Origin of the sequence: Burkholderia sp. CpTa8-5 (assembly GCF_017815045.1) — a bacterium.
Classification (GTDB): domain Bacteria; phylum Pseudomonadota; class Gammaproteobacteria; order Burkholderiales; family Burkholderiaceae; genus Burkholderia; species Burkholderia sola.
This window is the reverse complement of record NZ_JAGIQD010000002.1, coordinates 1-19,901: the sequence shown is the minus strand read 5'-3', so window position 1 is coordinate 19,901 and position 19,901 is coordinate 1. Positions and strand designations below refer to the sequence as shown.

The following is a 19,901-nucleotide window of genomic DNA, read 5'->3' as shown; positions in this document are numbered from 1 at the left end:
TTCCGTCGGGTGATACGAGCGGCCCGTCCGCTCGCGGCCGGCGGCCACAAGGCCGCCGGTTGCCCCCTCCGGCCGATCAGCCTTCGAGGTCGGCCGGATTTTCCTAAAAAGCAACCAGGAAGACCAAACGATGAATAGAACCTATGCACTGGTCTGGAACCAGACCCAGGGATGCTGGAGCGCGGTCGGGGAAACCGCGCGCCGGCGCGCCAAGCCCGGCAGCGCCAAACGCGCCGCCGCCGCCCTCTCCCTGCTCGGCTTCACCGCCCTGCCCGCCTTCGCACTCCCCACCGGCGAGAACATCACCGCCGGCAAGGCCGACATCCTGCGCGACGCCGACGGCAAGTCGATGTCGATCAATCAACATACCGACAAGCTCATCACCAACTGGAACGACTTCAGCATCGCCGGCAACGAGCGTGTGTCGTTCCATCAACCCGGCAAGACGTCGATCGCGCTGAACCGCGTGGTCGGCAACAACGGCAGCCAGATTCACGGCCAGCTCGACGCCAACGGCAAGGTCTTCCTCGTCAACCCCAACGGCGTGCTGTTCGGCTCCGGCGCGAAGATCAACGTCGGCGGCCTCGTCGCGTCCACCCGGAACATCGCCGACGCCGATTTCCTCGCTGGCAACTATCGCTTCTCGGGCAACTCCACCGCGTCGATCGTCAACGACGGCCATATCACCGCCGCCGACGGCGGCAGCGTCGCGCTGCTCGGCGCGCGCGTGTCCAACAACGGCGTGATCCAGGCGAAGATGGGCCGCATCGCGCTCGGCGCCGGCGACACGTTCAAGGTCAACTTCGACGGCAACGACCTGCTCAGCCTGCAGGTCGAGGGCGGCGCGGTCGATGCGCAGGCCACCAACGGCGGCCTGCTCAAGGCAGACGGCGGCGAAGTGCTGATGACCGCGCGCGCGGCCGGCAACCTGCTGAACGCCGTGGTCAACAACACCGGCACCATCGAAGCGAAGGGCCTCGCCAGCCACGGCGGCAAGATCACGCTCGACGGCGGCACCGTCAAGGTTGCCGGCAAGCTCGACGCGAGCACGGCCGAAGCCGGCGCGCCGGCCGGTTCGATCGTCACCCGCGGCGAACAGGTCCGCGTCGCACGCGGCACCACGGTCGACACGCGTGCCGGCAACACGGCAGGCACCTGGACGATCGAAGCAGCCAACGCCGGTGTCGCGAACAACAACGCCGACAGCCTCTATCCGGCCGGCGCATCGATCGATGGCGACACGCTGTCGAACAACCTCGGCACCACCAACGTCGCGCTGACCAACACGCAGGGCGACCTGACGGTCGGCGGCCCGGTCGCATGGAACAGCGATCGCGCGCTTACGCTCACGTCGCAAAAGGGCAACGTCGATCTGCAGCAGACGCTGTCCGCCACCGGCGCCAACGCCAGCCTGAACGTCAACGCGGCCGACAAGATCCGCATCAACGACGCGGTCAAGCTGACCGGCCGCCACGCGCACCTCGAGCTCAACGCGAAGAACGGCCATATGCTGAACGGCAAGGCCGTCGTCACGCTGTCCGGCGACAACGCGTCGTTCCGCGCGAATGGCGAGGACTACAAGGTGCTGCATACCGTTGCCGACCTGCGCAACATCGATGCGGATCTCGGCGGCCGCTACGTGATCGGCAACACGATCGACGGCGCGAACGCGAGCTTCCGCAGCATCGGCGGTGATCGCACGTTCCACGGCGTGTTCGACGGCCTCGGCAACACGATCAGCCGGCTGTCGATCACCGGCACCGGGCCGAACATCGGCCTGTTCGGGCAAAGCACCGGCACGCTTGCGAACCTGACGCTCGATTCACTCGTCGTCGACGGCACCTCGGCCGCTCGCGCCGCGTTCGTCGGCGGCCTCGTCGGCGACAACCTGGGCGGACGTATCACCAACGTCACCGCGAAAAACATGAGCGTCTCGTACCACGGCAACAGCCTGGTCCAGATGGGCGGCCTCGTCGGCCGCAACCTCGGCACGATCGACCGCGCAAGCTTCTCCGGACGCGTGTCCGGCAGCAACAGCGCGTTTATCGTGGGCGGGCTGGTCGGCTCAAACGCCGGCTCGATCGCCGACAGCGAAGCCTTCGCCGACGTCACGCTGTCCGGCGGCCGCACCCCGCCGATCAGCCGTGAGATGCAGAGCGCGGGCGGGCTCGTTGGACTGAACAGCGGCCGCATCATCCGTGCGACGAGCGGCGGGCGCGTGTCCGGTCGCGCCGATACGAGCACCGGCGGCTTTGTCGGGGTCAACACCGGCACGATTCGCGATGCGTCGGCCAACGCCACGGTCACGGCAGGCAAAGGCAGTTATGTCGGCGGCTTTGCCGGCAAAAACCGCGACGGAGGCATGATCGCAAGCGCGTCCGCTTCCGGCCGAGTCTGGGCCGACGGTGCGATCGCGATCGGCGGCTTCATCGGCGAAAACGCAAACGGCACGCTGGACGGCGTGCAATCGGACGGCGACGTCACGGATCTTGCCAGCGGTCATGTCGGCGGTCTGGCAGGCAGGAACGGCGGCACGATTCGCAACGCGCAGGCCAGGAGCACAGTAACGGCGGGCCGCAACAGCCACGCGGGCGGTCTCGTCGGCACGAACGACGGAACCGTGTCGAACGCAAGCGCCAATGGCAGAGTCAGTGCAGGCGATGGGAGCGATGTCGGTGGACTCGTTGGCCTGAACACCGGGGTGCTGGACACCGTGCATGCCGCCGTCGACGTGACGGCCGGCAACGGCAGCCGTGTCGGCGGGCTGGTCGGCGCGAACCGCGGCAACAGCGCGATCGTGCGCCATGCGTCCGCATCGGGCAGTGCGGCGGCAGACGGTTCCAGTGTCGGCGGTCTGGTGGGTCTGAACGACAAGGGCGCCCTCATCGAGGATGCATCGTCCACTGGCATGATTGCGGGCAACCGTTCGCACCTGGGCGGCCTGGTCGGTGAAAATGCCGGCACGATCCGGGCCTCGACGTCGAGCAGCCGTCTGAACCTCGTGTCGCCGGACTACGGCTGGTTTTTCTGGGGTAGCCTGGTCGGGCTGAATGAGAACAGCGGCACCATCGAAACCAGCTCGGTCAGTGGTTCTGACCAGCCCTATTCCACGGTCGGCATGAGTTTCGGCAAGATCGACGGGCAGTGGCGCTACGGTCCCGTCAGTTGGTGATGGTGCTTTGAGCATGGCGGCACCCGCTCGTTTCATGAGCGGGTGCCGGAAAACCGCTGGCCGGCGGCTTCATCGATGCAGCCGGCCATTACGGGAACGCCGGGTGAGTGGCGACGGATTGCGACCCGATATGGCGACCCGACACGGGCGATCGATGCCGCGCACATCATGACCGAAGCGACTTGCGTCGCGCGAATCCTCTCTTGAACGATCCGAACGGATCTATCAGACCGACGCTCGAAAATACCGATGTATTCGCCGTACAAGGCATCGCATGTATGTCGGGTGGAATGTTCCCGTACGCGACGGCGTATTGCTTGAATGCCGTCGATGCGCGTTCAATCGGGACGCGCCTGCACCGCGGCGTCCCCGTCACAGACGGAATGCCCCGGAATTTCGACGACGCGCCCGGGCACGGGGAGCGGCACGCCGGGATAGACGTTGAAGGCGTCGAGGATTCGAGCATCCGCTCTGGCGCCCTCCACGCGCTCGTGGACATTGCCGGTGGCTGTCAGTCGTGCCCCCGACGCTTCGCATGCGACAGCGAGACCATTCCGGCTCGTGGCCGGCAACTGACGCACGATCCCGCTGAATGCGAGATTGACGACAACCCTGGCGGACGGGTTTGCACGGCCGGCGCCGAGCACCTTGGTGACCGGTTTCACGTCCAGCCGGTAAACCGTCTCCGTCTCGACCGAACGCAATGCCTTGAGCGTGATGGTCTTCGTCTGCCCGGGCGCCAGGCTCATTCGGAACGGATATGCATACAGGGACGGTTGGACGACATCGCCAACCGGTTCGAGACGTTCGTTTTCCAGCGACACGCCGGGATTCAGCAGCTGCGACAACGACACGCTGACGTACTCGGTACGATCTCCGTCGTTGGTCACCTGAACCGACGTGGCCTTGCCCTCCAGGCTGACCTCCTTCGGAATCATGTCGATCGCTGCGACCGCCGATACCGGAACAGCCAGCGTGGCCGCGCAGGCGGCACGCCACAACGCGCGCGAAATTCGCTTCATGCGGAAATAGCCCTCAACCGATTCGCCCTGCTTCCTGTGCGGCCGGCGACGATGCCGCTCGATGAACGCTTAGTCCAATCTCGACGATCAAGGCGCCTTGATCACGGGTTCGAACGTCATCGACAATATCCCTTTGTAGGTACCGGTGGTGCGCTTGAAATCGCCGGCAGGAGGAAGGGCGGCGATGCCGAGATCGTAGTAGCCCACCGAATCGTCGCCCGCTCCCGGCGCGGCCGGATTCTGGAATTCCGTCCCCCGGCCGACGACCAGCGGTTTCGATGCACCGCCTTCGAGGCCGAGCTTGACGGTCGGGGTTCGGAACGCCAGCGCGGGATTCGACTGGTGCGTGATGGCCGGCGGCGAATCCAGGCGGACCTGGAATGTCCCGCTGGTCGACACGACCTTCAATCGTGCGTGCACCTCGAACGGCGTATCCCACGCGCCGAGTTGCCGCATTTCCAGCCCCTGATCGAACCAGCCGCCCTTATCGTCCGTCACGAACAGGTTGTTCGGCCGTGAGACGTGAGCAGTCACCCGGCTCGTCGTCTTGCCGGTCAGTTTCACCGTGTCCGCGAGCGAAACAGCCGGCAGCAGCAGCGCCGCAATCAGACATTTTTCCAGAACGTGTTTTTTCACGCGACCTCCTACGATGGGGTAACGACCGTAAACGTGAGCACATCGCTGTAGTCGCCATCCTTCGCATTGGCGTCGACTGTCGTCTTGAACGTCGGCACGAAACACGTCTTGCCCGAACTGCCGAGCGGCAACGTCGCATTCGACGCGTTCGGCAACGTTAGCGTTGATGCGCCGCTGTTCAACGTGATGTCGTAAGGAATGAGTTGCGACGCGTCGTCGACATGCTTGAGCCTGTAACGGTTCGCGGCCACACCGTTGGCATTGCGTGCGTTGATGATGAAGCGCTTTCCGCTGACGTCTTTGCCGGAATAGGTGAAGCAAAGCTGATTCGTCATATCGGATAACGTCTTCTGCGAATCTCCTCGCGGCAAATCGCCCAGGTTCCAGTCGGGAGCGGTCATGTTGATTGCAATGTCCAGCGGCGGCGGCACCGAAGGGTCCACCACGATCTTGCAGTTACCGGTATTCTCCCCTCTGCGAATATAGGCGACCCCGGATATTTCACCCACGTCGTCACCAGTTGTATAATTCCCGGCGCGAACGCCAATAGCCGGCCAGGAAGAAACTGCCTGATTCGATATCGTGAGCCTGACACTCGCAACAAACGGATCTCGCGTTTTCCACGGGCTAATATAGGGAGACCCATACCCGGCACCGTGATACATGACATATCCGATCCCGGTATAAAATGCCTGATGTTTGACATCGCCCATATAGACGTCGGTTGCAACCGCAGCGCTTTCGCTCAGCCTTCCATTCCGATCATAAGTATAGACAAGCAACCCTCTCGAGTAGAAACCCCTGTCACCCGTGTGTCCTTGCTGCTCCTTATATGCAATTGACAGGTCGACGGTACTGGTTCCGTCTCCATTATCCCGCCATGAACACGCACTGTATCCATTGCTCAAATTGTCGAGAATCAAAACGTAAGCATGAGCCTTCCCGGCGAATATCGCAAACAGTGAAATCAGTGCGAATTTCAACCATTTTCTGCACAAGCCTCTGTCAAAGCCGATTCCACTCATTTCAAATACTCCGAGAAAATTCCACCGACTCGCGATATGCCATTTGAGCTCGAATCGCACGTCACCTTGGATTCACAACCCGCACCCACCTCTCCGATCGCTGCATCCAGCATCCAGCGATCCGCCGTCGATTGCGACGCTTGCGTCGTTACCTTTTCGCATCGGGCAACTGATAGATCACCACGCCATAGCCGATACTGACGAACAGCGGCGCCGTCGTGCCGCCCTCTTGATCGACGTCGACGACAACGTGCTCCCGTGGCCGGAATGTCACCCGCCACACTTGAGGTTGATCCGGCGTGACGAGTTCTTTCAGCGCCATCCGGTATTTCTGCCCTGGCGACAGCACCAGTCGATCGGGGAGGACCAGCAACGTCGGCCTGGGTACATCCTCGACCGGCACGAGACGCTCCGGCCATTCCCCCGGATTCGAGACCCTTTGCTGCGTGATGTCCAGATACAACGGTGTATCGCCAACGTTTTCCGCCCACAGTTCGCTCGCGGGTTTGTCCTGCGACAACGTCAGTTCCGTACGGGACAACTTCAGGACGCCCGCCGCCAGACTGCTGCCGCAGCAGAGCAGGGCCAACGCACCCGGCACCCAGCGCGGCACGCGTTGCATCAGGGGCATTGCAGTGTCCTGGGCGCATCGTCGACACTGAGCGTCATGCGCCGGGTTGCGAAATGCTGCGGCGTGCCGGGAAATACCGCGATGGTCTGCGGCTGCTTCACCCCGTCATACGACACGTTCGAGAACAACGTGCGCACGTTGCCGGTGCTCTCCAGCGTGATGCCGCCCTCCTCGCAACGATGTGTCCAGGCCACCTTCAGCTTGCCCGGCGGCGGCAAATGGCGGACGAGCACGCCGTAGCCGATGGCCACCGACATCGGTGCGGTGATCTTGTCTTTCGGCGCCTCTTCCACCTTCAGCGACCGGATCGGCACCACGTACAGCCGGTAGACTTCTTCCTGCGCGGGCTCCATCAACGATTTCAGCTCGATCTGCCGGCTCTGGCCCGGGCCGAGCGTGAGCTTGTCCGGGCTCGCGAGCATGCCCGGATTGTCCAGCTGCCCGAGGTCGACCTTCTGCTCGGGCGTCACGCCCGGATTCATGACCTTCTGCAGCGTGATCGACAGGTAGAGCGGCGCATCGCCCATGTTCCGCACGGTCACCTTCTGGTCGTGCGTGCTGTAGACGCGCGTGGCGGCCGGCATCACCATCAGTTCGCCTTCGGCCAGTGCCGGCCGGACCGCCGCGCACATCAGCGCGAGCAACGCGAGCACCCGATACTTTGATTTGACATTCATGCGCTTACTCCGTTGATTCGTTGAGACCGGGCAGCGCGCAGCGGAAATCGTTGCCGCTCGTATCCTTCAGGCTGCAGGTGTACCGATGCCCGTCCCGGTCGACCGTGATTCGCGACAGCAGCGTCTTGCTGACGATCGAGAACAGGCCGTTGCGATGCGCGACGTCGCCGGTCTCGACGATCCTGCCGCTCACCGGCTTGCCATCGGCATCCTTCAGGAAGCCGCTGTAGATCATGTTGATGTCGACCTTCGCGTCGGCCGAGTACACCTGCCCCGGATGCGCCCGGACGATGTTGGCCGGCACCTCGATATTCATGTCGAGCTTGTCGTTATTGCTGTACACGCGCGCGAATGCGAGGTCGGAATACGTATTCAGCGGCACCGCATAGGTGCTGCCACCGCCCACCGGGCTGCCTTCCACGTTGAAGCCGTACTTCATCCCGTCAAGCTTCGGCGTGCGCAGCAACATCGCGCTGCCGCCATTGCTGTAGCGGCCGAATGCGACGCCGTCCTTGCTGGCCGCGACCATGCCGCGGTAGTTGAAATCGACGTTGGCGGTATCGGCGGTGTAGCCGAGGTTCAACGACGCATCGCCGCGCGTGCCCGAGCGCGTGCCATACACGTTGATGCCGTAGTCGGAATTGATCCGGTTGCCCGTGACCCCGAGCGTCGTCGTGCCGAAGCCGTCCTGGAAATCCTTCCGGTAATCGCCGCTCAATTGCGTCTGGCCACCGGAGCGCGCCGCGCTGAAGCTCGCCTGGACCTTGTCGAGCTGCATCGTCATGTTGAAATACACGCCATAACCGCCGCTCGTACGGCTGAAGCTGCCCTTCTGCACACCGAGCGCGAAGGTTGCCCACAAGCCGTTCGGCCGATAGTTCCAGCGCACTTCCCCCTGGTGCGTCGCACCGAAGCCCGATTTCTGGTAGTTGTAACCGACCGTCGCCTTGCGCAAGGTGCGGCTGTACGACACGCTGGTGCTGGACGAGCCGGCATAGAACCGCGACACGTCATTGTTCAGGTAATGGCTCGCCGAAAAGCTGCCGAGCAGTTCGCTCGACGCGGCAAGGCTGACATACCCGCCTGCCTTGCGTTCGCCCGCCAGCACACCGAGCGTCGGCGTGAGGTCGACGTCGCCGATCCGCGTCGGACGCGTGACGTTCACTTCCGCCGCCCAGTCGCCGCCGCGGCCGACGAGCGTCGACGCATTCATGTAGAACTGGCGGAAGTTCCGGCTCATCGCGGCTTCCATCAGGAAGCCGCCGCGCTCGCTCATCTCCTTGCCGACCGTGAAATGCCACGCATTGTTGCCGGCCGCGCCGAAGTTGACGTTGTTGATCTCGCGGATTTCCTGCGTGACCACGTTGCCGTTGCGGTCGACGAGACGCACCTGCACCGGGTAATAGCCGCCCGGCAGATCCGCGAAGCTGAGCTCGTTGCGGCCGAGCACGGCCGGGCGCTTCATGATGAGGCGGCCGTTCCGGTAGAACTCGTAGTTGCCTTCCGCCGTCGCGTACAGCACCAGCGAACCCGCACTGCGATCGACCTGCAGGTTGGTCTGGCTGCCCAACGTCACGAACTGGTCGAAACTCGGCGACAGCAGCGTGCTGACCGAACCGGACGCGTAGTCGATGCTGTTCTGCTTACCGGCCCGCACGTAGGTTCGCGCGAAGTTCTTCTGCAGGTAATACGATGAGACGCCCTGCGAGCCGTAGCTCGACCCGCGCGTTTGCGTGTGGTTCGCGTACCAGCTCACGTAGCCGAAGCTGCGCGACGGCAGGCCGACCCAGCTCGCGCCATTCAGGTTGGCGGCGCGATAGCCGCCCGACGACGCACGGAAATCGATCGACTGGTTGTTGACCAGCCCGAAATTCGTCTGTGGCGCGAAGTAATCCTCGCGCGAATCGCGAATGGATATCGAGCGCCGGAGCTTGTCGACCGAGACGAAATAACCGTCGACCTCGATATCGCAGCCTTTGCTGCAACGCTTGTAGTCGACCTTGGAAAGGACGTTGCGGATAATGTCGACATCGCTCGGCGAAACGCCGTTTGCCGCATATTTTTCGGCATCGAAATCGAGTACCGCTTCCGTCGCCGAATAACGCACGAATCCCGGCAATGTCTTACCGTTGAACGTCGCGACGTAATTCGCACTGTCGTCCATCTCGGCCGCACTAAAGCCTTCAGGCACGCCGTACGATACCTTGACTTCGGCGAACGACTGTGACGAGATGAACATGAATACACCGAGCCACAGCCTATTGAACGGGAACGGCGCTCGATAGGTCAACACGTTATTCTCTTTGGGACAGGCGCGGAATCGGATTCCAGATCGGCGACACCGTCTGGGCACAGGAACAACGCGAGGGGCGAAGCCCCGGAGGCGGGGCTTCGCGATGAGACGACGGCCGGGTTACTTCGTGGTCTGCGTATCGCCACCGCCGGCTGCTGCAACCGGCTCGAACACCATCACGAGATCACCGCTGTAGCTGCCGTTGGTGCTGTTCGAACCGACCATGGTCGGTGCGTCGACGTTGATGTTCAGGTTGTGGACTTCGTCGAAGCCGCCGCTACCGGAAACCACTTGCGTGATCTTCTGGGGCGCACCGAACTTGACTTCCGAGGCGCCCGCAGCGCTGCCGAACGTGACCTTCGCGTTCTTCATTTCATAGTTGCCGTTCGACATCTTCAGCGGCTGCGACAGCGAAATGTTGAAATCGGGGTTCTTCGTCCATACGCGAACCGGCAGCGTCTTCGAGAACTTCGATTGCGTGTAGTCGTTCGCGCTCAGTTCTTCCGTGCCGTACCACGTCGAGCCATCCGGCTTCGACACGTAGATGGCATCGTTGATTTGCGCAGTCAGGGTGATCTTTTTCGATACCGTGTCAGCCTGCGCCGTGTGAGCGATGCCGAACAGCGCCGTGGTCACGCCCAGTGCCAGAACGAGTTTGTTGAGTTTCATCAGTTGGTCTCTATAAGGCGAGTTTCTAAAATGAAATGCCGCATCCCAATCGGCACTCGATTCGTGGAATAGTGTTTGTTTCCACGAGGCAAGTTTCTTTTAACCTGACTCACCTTCAAATAGGACGAACCAAGAAAATCTTCCAAAATCGCTCGTACAAATACGAATATAAAAATCCCCAAAATTCAACGTGTTTTATTGCCGGAACAATCCTAAAGTTGTCGATTATTCCGACGGAAACGCACAACACGCCGCCCCGGGCGCAGATATCCAACGGCTGAAGTCGAATTCGGCGGACCGGGAGCGAGGTGACGCTCGTGCCGCCGTCCCGGCTACGTTCGAGTTCGAAGGAAATTCGGCCGGTTCATGCGCGAGCGCCGTGTACGGCCGCATTGGCAGGAAGTGCCGGGGTTGGCGTCGGGCGCAGTACTGCGCGCGATGCGCGGTGGATGAGTTGAAGGCAAGTGGGAGGCAGCCCGTCGAAGCGACCACATCGTTCGTGGCCAGGAGGGCGCCGCGCGAACCAGGCCGTTCCGTTTTGGCGGCTACCCGGCTTCTGCGGGCCGGTCAGGCTTGCCCGCGCAACGTGCCGGCTCCGGGCAGCCGCCCGAGGGCGCCCTCGATCGCGGCCCGGCATGCCGGCCACGCCGGCTCGAATGCGGCCAACCCGCCTTGCGACAAGGTCCGTTCAGCCTGTGCGCATGCGTCCCGCGCGTCGGTATCGCCCGCCAGCGCAAAACCGCCGCGCATCGAATGCAATTCGACCCTGACGGGATCGACATCGCCGCGCAGCAGCGCATCGTCGATCGTCGCGAGCGAGCGCAGCGTCGAGCTCCGCAATTTCTCGCGCATCTCGTTCGTCATGGCCAGCGCCGACAGATCGCCCGAATCGGACGGATTCGATCCGGCAACGGCACCCTGCCCCCCGTGCCGACGCAACACCGCCTCGAGCGCATCGATCGACAGCGGCTTGAGCACGACTTCCACCACCCCCACCTGCGCGCAACGGCGCCGGTCCTCGTCGGTCGCGTGCGCGGTCATCGCGATCACCGGCACCGTCGCGCCCTGTTCGCGCAGGAAATTCGCGAGCGCGAAGCCATCGAGTTCGGGCATGCCGAGATCGGTCAGCACCACGTCGAACGGCTGCTGGAAGTACGCGCGCATCGCCTCGACACCATTCGCGACGAGCGTGGCGTCGCAATGCAGCGCATCGAGCTGATCGCGCAGCAGCGCGCGACTCGCAGGATGATCCTCCGCCACGAGCACGCGCAGCGGGGTGTCGTCGTCCGCATGGATCGGGAGCGCCGGCGCCTCGGGTTCTGGTTCGTCGAACGCGGCCCGCCATCCGTGCGGCGCGTCGAACAGCGGCAGCGACGCCGTGAACGTCGCACCCGCGCCCGGTCGGCTCTCGACGCTCAATTCGCCGTCCATCAACCGCGCGAGACGCCTGCACAACGGCAACCCGAGCCCCGTGCCGCCGAAGCGCCGGTAGATCGACGGATCGGTCTGAACGTATACGTCGAATAAAGTCGGCAGGCCTTCCGCAGGAATGCCGATTCCGGTATCGCGCACCGCGATCTCGACGCCGCGCCGGTCGCCCGATGCGCCGGCCAAGCGCGCATCGATCGTCACGCTGCCGTGCCCGGTAAACTTGATCGCGTTGCTGACGAGATTTGACACGATCTGACGCAGGCGGCTCGGGTCGCCGACGTAACCGTCGGCCAGTTCCGGCGCGATCCGGCATTCGAGCGCGAGACGCTTCGCGTCCGCGAGCGGGCGGAAGATCGCCGCGACATCGTGCAGAACGGCACGCACATCGAACGGAACCGCTTCCAGCGCCATCTGGTTGGATTCGACCTTCGACAGATCGAGCACGTCGTTGATCACGCGCAGCAACGCATCCGACGACGACATGACCGTCTGCAGCCGGCGCTGCTCCATCGACGGCAGCGTGGCGCGCGCCATCAGCTCGAGGTTGCCGACGATCGCGTTCAGCGGCGTGCGAATCTCGTGGCTCATCGTCGCGAGGAACGTCGATTTCGCCTTGTTCGCATCATCCGCCGCCATGCGCGCTTCCTTCAGTTTGTCTTCCGTCAGCTTGCGGGCGGTGACGTCGGTCAAGGTGCACAGCAACACATCGACGCCACGGAACCGGGTTCGCACGACCTGTGCCGCCAGATAGACCGTGTCGTGATCCGGGTGCTCGATCACCAGTTCGTGCTGCATGACGCCGCGCCGGGCGCTGCTGCCCGCGTGGCGCTCGCGGTAGGCCTGCCAGATGCGCTTGCCGAGCGACGGCCCGGGCACGCCGCGGTCGTATGCGAGCACCGCATCGTTGCGCAGCATCGTCTCGCCGTCCGCCACCGACAGCAGCAGCAGCCCGGCCGGCGCGTGGCGGATCAGCGTCCGGTTGAATGCCTCGCTTTCGATCAGGCGGATCGCGCGCCGGTTCGCCGGACGCAGCGCACGACGATCGAACAGCACGATCGTCGACCAGAGCAGCACGATGCCGAACAGCGCGGCGCCGAGCGTGACGCTCACGCGGACGAACGTCGCCGTCAATACGCTGCGCCACGAGAAAGTCGTCATCACGACGAGGCTGGACCCGGGCAAGCGATCGTAGACGACATAGCGCGCGCCAACCCGCCGCACGACCACGTGTTCGCCGAACGAATCGCGTGCGTCGCCCAGCGCGCGCTCGATCATCGCCGGGTCGCGCTCGCGCCCAAAGACGATGTTCCCGCGCGCATCGACGACCGCGACGTCCTCATCGTCGGAACGCGGCATCATCGCGTCGTCGACCCGGTAGGCCCCGTTGACGACGAGCCATCCGAACGGACGCCCGGCCGCGTCGTCGAGCCGACGCGCGAACCGCACGACGTCCCGTCCTGACAACGAGTCGAAACGGCGATCAAGCATGACCAGCCGGCTCTGTATCAACGTCTTCTGCTTCGCGGCCCCGGTCGGCATCAACCGGGCAATCAGCGCCGTCAGATCGGTGCCCGGCTCGAGGGAGCGGGCGCGTGCGACGAGCCCCGGCCCCACCACGGCGAGAAACCGGCCATCGAGCCCGATCAGGTAGCCACCGAACGGTTCGGCGCCGGGCGCAAGCTGCGCGGGTGGCGTCGGGCCCGACCGGTCGTCCTTCCGAACCAGGCCGAGCAACGCACCGAGATAGCCCGCATACGACGCGGCGGGGCGATCCGGCGTGATGTCCGCCAATGCAAGCAGCATCTCGCGACCTGCGCCGTCGCTCACGCCCAGCACGCCGCCCGCCACCGAGAATTGCGTCAGCGCGTCGGGCGACGGCCGCGCGCCCTGATTCCAGAGCTGCTCGATCCTGCTCCCGACGGTCGCCAGCACCATGTCGGCCGCCTGTATGCTCCCGAAGAACTGCGCTTCCCGGAACAGGAACGTCGAGCGCACCTGCGCGCGATGCTCCTGCACGTCGAGCCGCACGACGAGCGCGGCGCAAATCAGAATGAACAGCGTGACCGCGATCCCGCCGCCGTACAGCAGAAATTGCTGCTGACGGCGCACCCGGCCGGGATCAAACGGCTTGCGGCCGGCATTGGCGACCTGGCTGGCGAATCGCTTCAGTTTGGCGGGCATCGACTATCGCGTGCCGAAACGTGTGCCGGCAGCCGTTGCTCGCCGCCGGAACCGGCACCGGATCGCGCATCGCATGCCGCTATTCGCCGTGCGCCGGCGCGTCGGCGCCGGGCATGTCCGGGAGCTTGCCTTCACTGGCGTAGCGGATCAGGTCGGCATCGCGCACGATGCCGAGCTTCTTCATCGCGCTCGACTTCTGCGAACTGATCGTCTGCTTGCTGCGGTGAAGCTGAACGGCGATCTCACCCACCGTCAGGCCGGCCCCGTAAAGTCGCACGACTTCGATCTCGCGGGCCGTCAGCACCCGTGTGCCCGACGACGACTCGGTGCCCTCCAGCAATTGCTTGACGAACGGAGACAGATAATTCGCGCCGACGTAAGCGGCGTGTACCGCGCCGACCAGATGCGAAATCGCGTCGGATTTGCTGAGGATGCATCCGACACCCTGCCGCTGAATCGCATGCAGCACGCTCGGGTTGTCGATCATCGTGATCGTCACGAGATGAAGCGCGGGATAGCGGCGCTGCAAAAACGACAGCAACGCGAGACCGTCGCCATACTTGCCGCCGGGCATCACGTAGTCGACGACGAGCACGTCGCTCTGCTGCTCGTCGAGCATCGCCACCAGGTCGGTCGAATTCGAGACAGTACCGAGCAGCCTGATCGTGCTGCTGCCCGCGAGTGCCTGCGACATCCCGAGTGCGGACGATGGATGATCGTCTGCCACCATCACTCGCACAAAAAATTCATCCATCTCTATTCTTCTCCCGATACACGCGGCCCGACGTGCCATGTTGTGCGACGCGCCGGGATTCGAATCCATCTCGCAACACGATCGCGTTGCGGTGTTCAGCGAACCGGGCGGTGCGCAGCGTAATTTTAAGATAATAGGCGGGTTCTGCGTTGCCTCAATGCGACGGAGTGCGACCGGGAGCACCGGCGTGCGGCCACGCACAGCGGCCGGGGCTCGACGCAATAGTCGCCTCGCCATCCGCCGTGACCGGGCACGGCCTTGCCGCGGCAGACCCTTTCGGCGATCCGCCGCCCATGCACGCCCAATCGACGGCGCCCCAACGCCGTCGATCCGTTCTGCCCTGCGGGGTGGCCCGAGCCGCAGCCTGTCTATCGTTTGTCCACTGACTTGCCCGGTTCATCCGCTCCATCGCCCGCGGCGTGCTGCCACTCGGTGATGGCCCGCCGCTTCTGCGACGGCGACATCATCATGAATTCGTTCAGCTTCGTGAGGAAATCCCGTCTGGATTTCTCCGGCAACGTCGCGAATCCAAGCAGCAGCCCGAACACCTTTCCTATATAGCGCACGGCCTTACCCTTCCTTCTTCAGTCGAAATCACGCGGCACCGGCACGATGCCGCGTGTCTGCCTTCCCTGTTTGACGCCGGCGGTCTGCGCTGCCTTCGCGTGTCGTTTTCTTATCGTCCCGGCCAATCCACCGTTGCGGCCATCGCATCCGATGCCCGTCGCCTGTCTGCCGCTTCGGCGGGCGCGCCCGTCCCGCGCCGCCGCGCGATGCGCGCCAGACTGCGGCGCAGGTCCGCCAGCGTCACGGGCTTGGTCAACACGCATTCGACGTTCGATACCGCATAACGCCTTGCGTCGTCCGGCCCCAGGTGCGATACCACGGCGATCATGTCGCACGGCAGCGCGCGCGCATGGACGACCTCCGCCAGTTCACGGGCCGGCATGTCGGGCAGGTCGGCGCCGAGCAGCAGCACCTCCCATGCACCGTTCGCCAGCGTATCGAGCGCCGCCGCGCCGGACGACACGCAGCGGACCGTATAGCCAAGCACGTCGAGCTGTTCGCGGAAGATCGAGCCGTTGACCGACGTATCGTCGGCAACCAGCACCCTCAGCCCGCGCGCATCGGATGCCGGCACCGCCGGCACCGCCCGCCGGCCGGCATCCGCAGCGCCACGCGTCCCGCGCCGCGATTCCGCCGTCGCGACCCGCGCCTGCCCGATCGCCGTGCGCAGCCCGCTCAGCGAATAGCTCGACACGCGAATCGTGCGGCCCGCAACGTCCGGCTGCAGCGGGCCGTCCGGGGTGGCCAGCACGATCGGCGTACCCCCTCCGAGGCTGTCGAGCTCGTCGCGCCGCCATCGATCGGAATCGCCGAAGAGCACGATCGCGTGAGCACGCGCGAGGCACCCGGCGGCCATTCCGATCGGACTCGGATGCATCGCGACATCGAAACCCCATGCGCGCAGATGGGGAAACGCGAACGTGCGCCACGCATCCTCCGGCGACACGACGATCAGCGTCTGCCCGGCGCCCGCGCCGACCGGACATTTCGGCGCAATGGCCATGCGCAACGGCAGGCGAACGGTAAACAGGCTGCCGACGCGCGGTGCGCTGTCGACCGAAATCGTCCCGCCCATCGCCGCGACCAGCCGATCGCACAGCGCGAGCCCGAGCCCCGTGCCGCCGTAGCGCCGCGTGATCGACGCGTCGACCTGCGAAAACGGCTTGAACAGCCTCGCCTGCTGCGCGGGATCGATCCCGATGCCCGTATCCTCGATGCCGATCGCGAGCTCAGGCGCGCCGCGCGCGTTGCGTCCCACCGCCACGCGCGCGACGACGCGCCCTTCGCTCGTGAACTTGATCGCGTTGCTCAACAGGTTGCCGACCACCTGCGCGAGCCGCGTCGGATCGCCGCGCATGCGCTGCGCGTCGCTCGCATCGATATCGGCAAACAGCGGTAACCCTTTCGCCTTCGCCACGGACGCGAACGCGGTCAGTTGGCGCTCCATCACGGCGATCACGTCGAACTCGATCGACTCAACCGACATCGCACCGGCCTCGATCTTCGAGAAATCGAGGATATCGCTGACGATCGCGAGCAGGCCCTCGGCCGATGCGCGCAGCGTCTGTACGCGACTCTGCTGCGAGGCATCGAGCGCCGTGCGCTCGAGCAGCTCGAGGTTGCCGAGGATCACATTCAGCGGCGTGCGGATTTCATGGCTCGTCGCGGCGAGAAACGACGACTTGGCTGCATTCGCCGAATCGGCCGCGCGCACGGCTTCCTCGAGCTGATGCACGAGCCGGCGCTGGGCGGACGTATCGGCGAAGGCCGCGATCATCACGTCCTCGCCCTGGTAACGGGCGCCGTGCGCGATAACCTCAAGATGCAGCGACGCGGCGCCGAATGCGTCGAGCACGAGTTCGGTCATCATCGTCCGCCCGGCCCCGCCGTCAGCGATGAACACCTCGTATTGCGCGAGGACCTGCGCGGTCAGCGCCTGCGGATCGCCGCCATACGGTACGAGCATCTGCGTCAGCACGTCGCTCGCCAGAATCACGCGGCGATCGGCCAGCGACACGAGCCCGATGCCGACCGGCGCCATCCCGATCACGCTGCGGCACAGATCCTCGCTGTCGAACACGCGGGCCGAGCGCGCGTAGACGGGCACGAGCACGCGCCGGTAGAAACGCATCAACAGCAGCCACATCACCGCGATCGCAAGCAGCGACGTCGCGACGAGCGCACCGGCCTGCACGCCGATCGCGGCCGCGACATCGGCCCACGACAACGCATAGGCAATTGTCCAGCCGGTCGCGCCGAGCGGACCGCGGAACACGATCGTGCCGTCGCGGAACATCGCCTCGGCGGGCGCCGCGAGCCCGTGCGCGACGTCCAGCTCGAGCAGACGCGCATCGAGCGCCTGCGTGCGCTCGACGGCGGGATCGACCGTGATGAGCCGGTTGTCGGCGGCCGTGATGAAGAACACGCCGGTCGCATGACGATCCTGCAGCCACGACAGCAGATACTCGGGCGCATACTCGGTCACGAGCACCGCGAACGGCCGGCCGTCGGCACGCGCCTCCGCGGCGATCCGGATGCGGGCCTGCCCAGTCACCGGGTTGACGTACGGCGGCAGCCAGTGCACGTGCGGCCGACCGTCCGCACCGAGTTCGGGCGTGTGTGTGAAGTCGATGCGCAATGCGTCGAGCACGTGCGCGCGCGCATCGGCGGTAGCCAGCGCCGGATTGTCGCGCGACAGATGCGGCACGAGACCGAACAGTCCCGTGCGGGTGCTGTAGTGGTACCCCTCCAACGTGCGCCCGCGATTGAGCGAACTCGCCGCGCAGATGCGCGACAGCATGAACGACAGCGCGAGATAGCGCGCCACCTCGTCGCGCTGCGCCGTCTGGCCCGGTACACCGACCACCAGCGACGGATACGGCTTGATCGCGAGCTGCTCGCCGTTGGCGAAGAATCCGTCCACGACGTCGGCCGGTGCGGGGTCCAGCTCGCGCCATATCAGCTGCGTATTCGCGACGCCGTTGCGGAACGACGTCTCGCTCACCTGAATCTCGTCGACGGTTTCCTCGACGCCGTTCAGGAAATTGCGCCGCTCGCCGTCCAGGTAGCCGTAGACGATCGAAACGATCCCGAGCCCGCAGGCGACGAGGATCAGGATCGTCACGACAATGGCGCCGCCGAACATCGAAATGCTCTGATAGCGGCGAATGGACTGAAGCGTGCTGTACGGCATGGCCTGGCGCGACGACGCGTCGGGTTCCGCGGTCGAGCGGATGCTCGGCCCGAACGGACGTCACGATGGAATGAAAGGGATGGAATTGTCCCGATCATGCCAAACGACTCGGGGGAAATCAGTCGATGCAGGCCGTTTTAGTACTCGTCTGAATAATTTGAATAATTGTTTTGAACTTGACCGAGTCTTTGATGCGACATTTCGTGTGATCCGGGCCGCTGCGTCACGCAGGGGAACGGCAACGCGCGGTGTACGCGTAAACGAAATGCCGCCGGCAAGCCGGCGGCAAAAGATGCGGACACGCATCGCGGGTCGCACCTGAGGCACTCGATGGGACGCGTGCAGGTCATTCGCGAATGACTGCCCCGCGCGACGCTGCTGCGCCGGACGTTTCCGCTCAGTTCTGCGTGAGCGGATTCAGCGTCGTGCACAGGAAGCCCGTGCAGTTCTTCGGCGTGAAATAGAACGACGCCATCGCCGGCACGGGCGAACCGAGCGCGAGGTCGCTCAGGTAGGCCGAGCCCTGCGCACCGAACGTGTTCGACTGCTGGACGAAGCTCGCGCCGGTCGACTGGATCGCGGCCGACTGGTACGTGAAGGTCGGCGATTGCGTCTGGTCCTTCACGTAGATCCACGAGATCGCCGTGCCGAACGCCATCGCGCCCTTCGCACGATAACCCTTCGCGCCTTCGCTGTTGGCCTGCGCGATGAAGTCGTTCACGGTCGACGTCGGCGCCAGCGCGTCGTACGTATAGGTCGCGTTCGACGCGTTGTTCTTCATGTATACGTTCGCCTGCGCGGCCCCGACCATCAGCGGGCCGACGAACCAGTAGCCCGACTGGCCCTGGCCGTTCGCCTGCGTGAGGAACGCGTTCGCATCGGCCGGCAGGCCGGTCGTCGTGTACGTGTACGTGGCCGACGAGCCGCCGTCCTTGCGATAGAGATCGCCGTACGTGAGCGGTCCTTCGTACCGGTAGCCGCTCGCCCCTTGCGCGTTTGCCGCGTTGACGAAGGACGTCATGTCGGACGACGCCGTTTGCAACTGGTACGTATACGTCTGAGCGGTGCCGTCGTTCACGAAGATCGACTGCGTGCCACCGTTGGCCGCGCTGTAGAAGTAGTCGCCCAGATAGCGGTAGCCCTTCGCGCCTTCGCTGTTGACCAGCGTCAGGAAGCCCGCCTGGTCGGCCGCAACAGGCTGCGCCTCGTAGCGCCACGTCAGTGTGCTGCCGCCGGAACCACCCGAACCGCCGCTGCCGCCGGAACCCGTTCCGCCCGAACCCGTGCCGCCTGTCCCGCCGCTGCCGCCGTTGTTGCTCGTGCCCGATCCGCCTGACGAAGCCGGCGAGGAATTGTCGTCGCCACCGCAAGCGGTGAGCGCGAGGCAGGTCAATGCGATCAGTGCAACGGCTTTCATCGGGATCACCTTCCAAACGAACGGGACGAACGAAGCCCGTACGCGCGAATCACGCCGCGCGCACCGACCATCAAGAATCAGAAATCAGGAGTCGGCCGGCGGCCCCCGCCGGCCCGGCGACGTCAATTGACCTGCAGTTGCCCACCGCGGCCCAGTCCGCCCTTGACGTCCTGCGCCTTGTAGCTGCGCAGCGCGACGACCATCTTGTTGTACGCGTCGATGAACGCGACGAC

13 protein-coding genes are annotated in these 19,901 nt (G+C 64.6%); 1 reads left to right on the top strand and 12 read right to left on the bottom strand.

Annotated elements, in window-relative coordinates:
• The first annotated feature begins 130 nt into the window (after positions 1-130).
• Positions 131-3,172, top strand: coding sequence for a GLUG motif-containing protein (locus J8I35_RS03510; protein WP_209924514.1), 3,042 nt, complete (start codon positions 131-133; stop codon positions 3,170-3,172).
• A gap of 338 nt (positions 3,173-3,510) precedes the next feature.
• Here J8I35_RS03510 and J8I35_RS03505 read toward each other — a convergent pair whose 3' ends face one another.
• From J8I35_RS03505 to J8I35_RS03450, 12 genes are all read right to left on the bottom strand, one after another.
• Positions 3,511-4,194: a hypothetical protein gene (locus tag J8I35_RS03505; protein WP_209924513.1), complete on the bottom strand. Its 684-nt coding sequence runs from the start codon at positions 4,192-4,194 to the stop codon at positions 3,511-3,513.
• Positions 4,195-4,281: 87 nt separating this feature from the next.
• Positions 4,282-4,830 (bottom strand): hypothetical protein, encoded by a 549-nt coding sequence (locus tag J8I35_RS03500; RefSeq protein ID WP_209924512.1) that lies wholly within the window; start codon positions 4,828-4,830, stop codon positions 4,282-4,284.
• Between the two features lie 8 nt (positions 4,831-4,838).
• The gene (locus tag J8I35_RS03495) at positions 4,839-5,855 is read right to left on the bottom strand and encodes a hypothetical protein (protein ID WP_209924511.1); all 1,017 of its coding nucleotides are present in this window, start codon (positions 5,853-5,855) and stop codon (positions 4,839-4,841) included.
• Positions 5,856-6,003: 148 nt separating this feature from the next.
• On the bottom strand, positions 6,004-6,486 hold the full coding sequence (locus tag J8I35_RS03490; protein WP_245170085.1) for a hypothetical protein: 483 nt from the start codon (positions 6,484-6,486) through the stop codon (positions 6,004-6,006).
• The gene (locus J8I35_RS03485) at positions 6,477-7,118 is read right to left on the bottom strand and encodes a pilus assembly protein (RefSeq protein WP_245170106.1); all 642 of its coding nucleotides are present in this window, start codon (positions 7,116-7,118) and stop codon (positions 6,477-6,479) included. The genes J8I35_RS03490 and J8I35_RS03485 overlap by 10 nt, the downstream gene beginning before the upstream one ends.
• Before the next feature lie 49 nt (positions 7,119-7,167).
• Positions 7,168-9,327 (bottom strand): TcfC E-set like domain-containing protein, encoded by a 2,160-nt coding sequence (locus J8I35_RS03480; protein WP_209924779.1) that lies wholly within the window; start codon positions 9,325-9,327, stop codon positions 7,168-7,170.
• Between the two features lie 249 nt (positions 9,328-9,576).
• Entirely contained in the window at positions 9,577-10,125 is a 549-nt protein-coding gene (locus tag J8I35_RS03475) for a fimbrial assembly protein (RefSeq protein WP_209924509.1), read from the bottom strand.
• Between the two features lie 567 nt (positions 10,126-10,692).
• Complete coding sequence (locus tag J8I35_RS03470) at positions 10,693-13,737, bottom strand: hybrid sensor histidine kinase/response regulator (RefSeq protein WP_209924508.1); 3,045 nt, start codon at positions 13,735-13,737, stop codon at positions 10,693-10,695.
• A gap of 79 nt (positions 13,738-13,816) precedes the next feature.
• Positions 13,817-14,491: a response regulator gene (locus J8I35_RS03465; RefSeq protein ID WP_050018240.1), complete on the bottom strand. Its 675-nt coding sequence runs from the start codon at positions 14,489-14,491 to the stop codon at positions 13,817-13,819.
• A 368-nt stretch (positions 14,492-14,859) separates the two neighbouring features.
• Positions 14,860-15,048 carry a hypothetical protein gene (locus J8I35_RS03460; protein ID WP_205781944.1) on the bottom strand — a complete coding sequence of 63 codons (189 nt, stop codon included), beginning with the start codon at positions 15,046-15,048 and terminating at the stop codon, positions 14,860-14,862.
• Between the two features lie 119 nt (positions 15,049-15,167).
• Positions 15,168-18,251 (bottom strand): ATP-binding protein, encoded by a 3,084-nt coding sequence (locus tag J8I35_RS03455; RefSeq protein WP_209924507.1) that lies wholly within the window; start codon positions 18,249-18,251, stop codon positions 15,168-15,170.
• A gap of 397 nt (positions 18,252-18,648) precedes the next feature.
• Positions 18,649-19,668, bottom strand: coding sequence for a hypothetical protein (locus J8I35_RS03450; protein ID WP_124594911.1), 1,020 nt, complete (start codon positions 19,666-19,668; stop codon positions 18,649-18,651).
• Positions 19,669-19,901 lie beyond the last annotated feature (233 nt).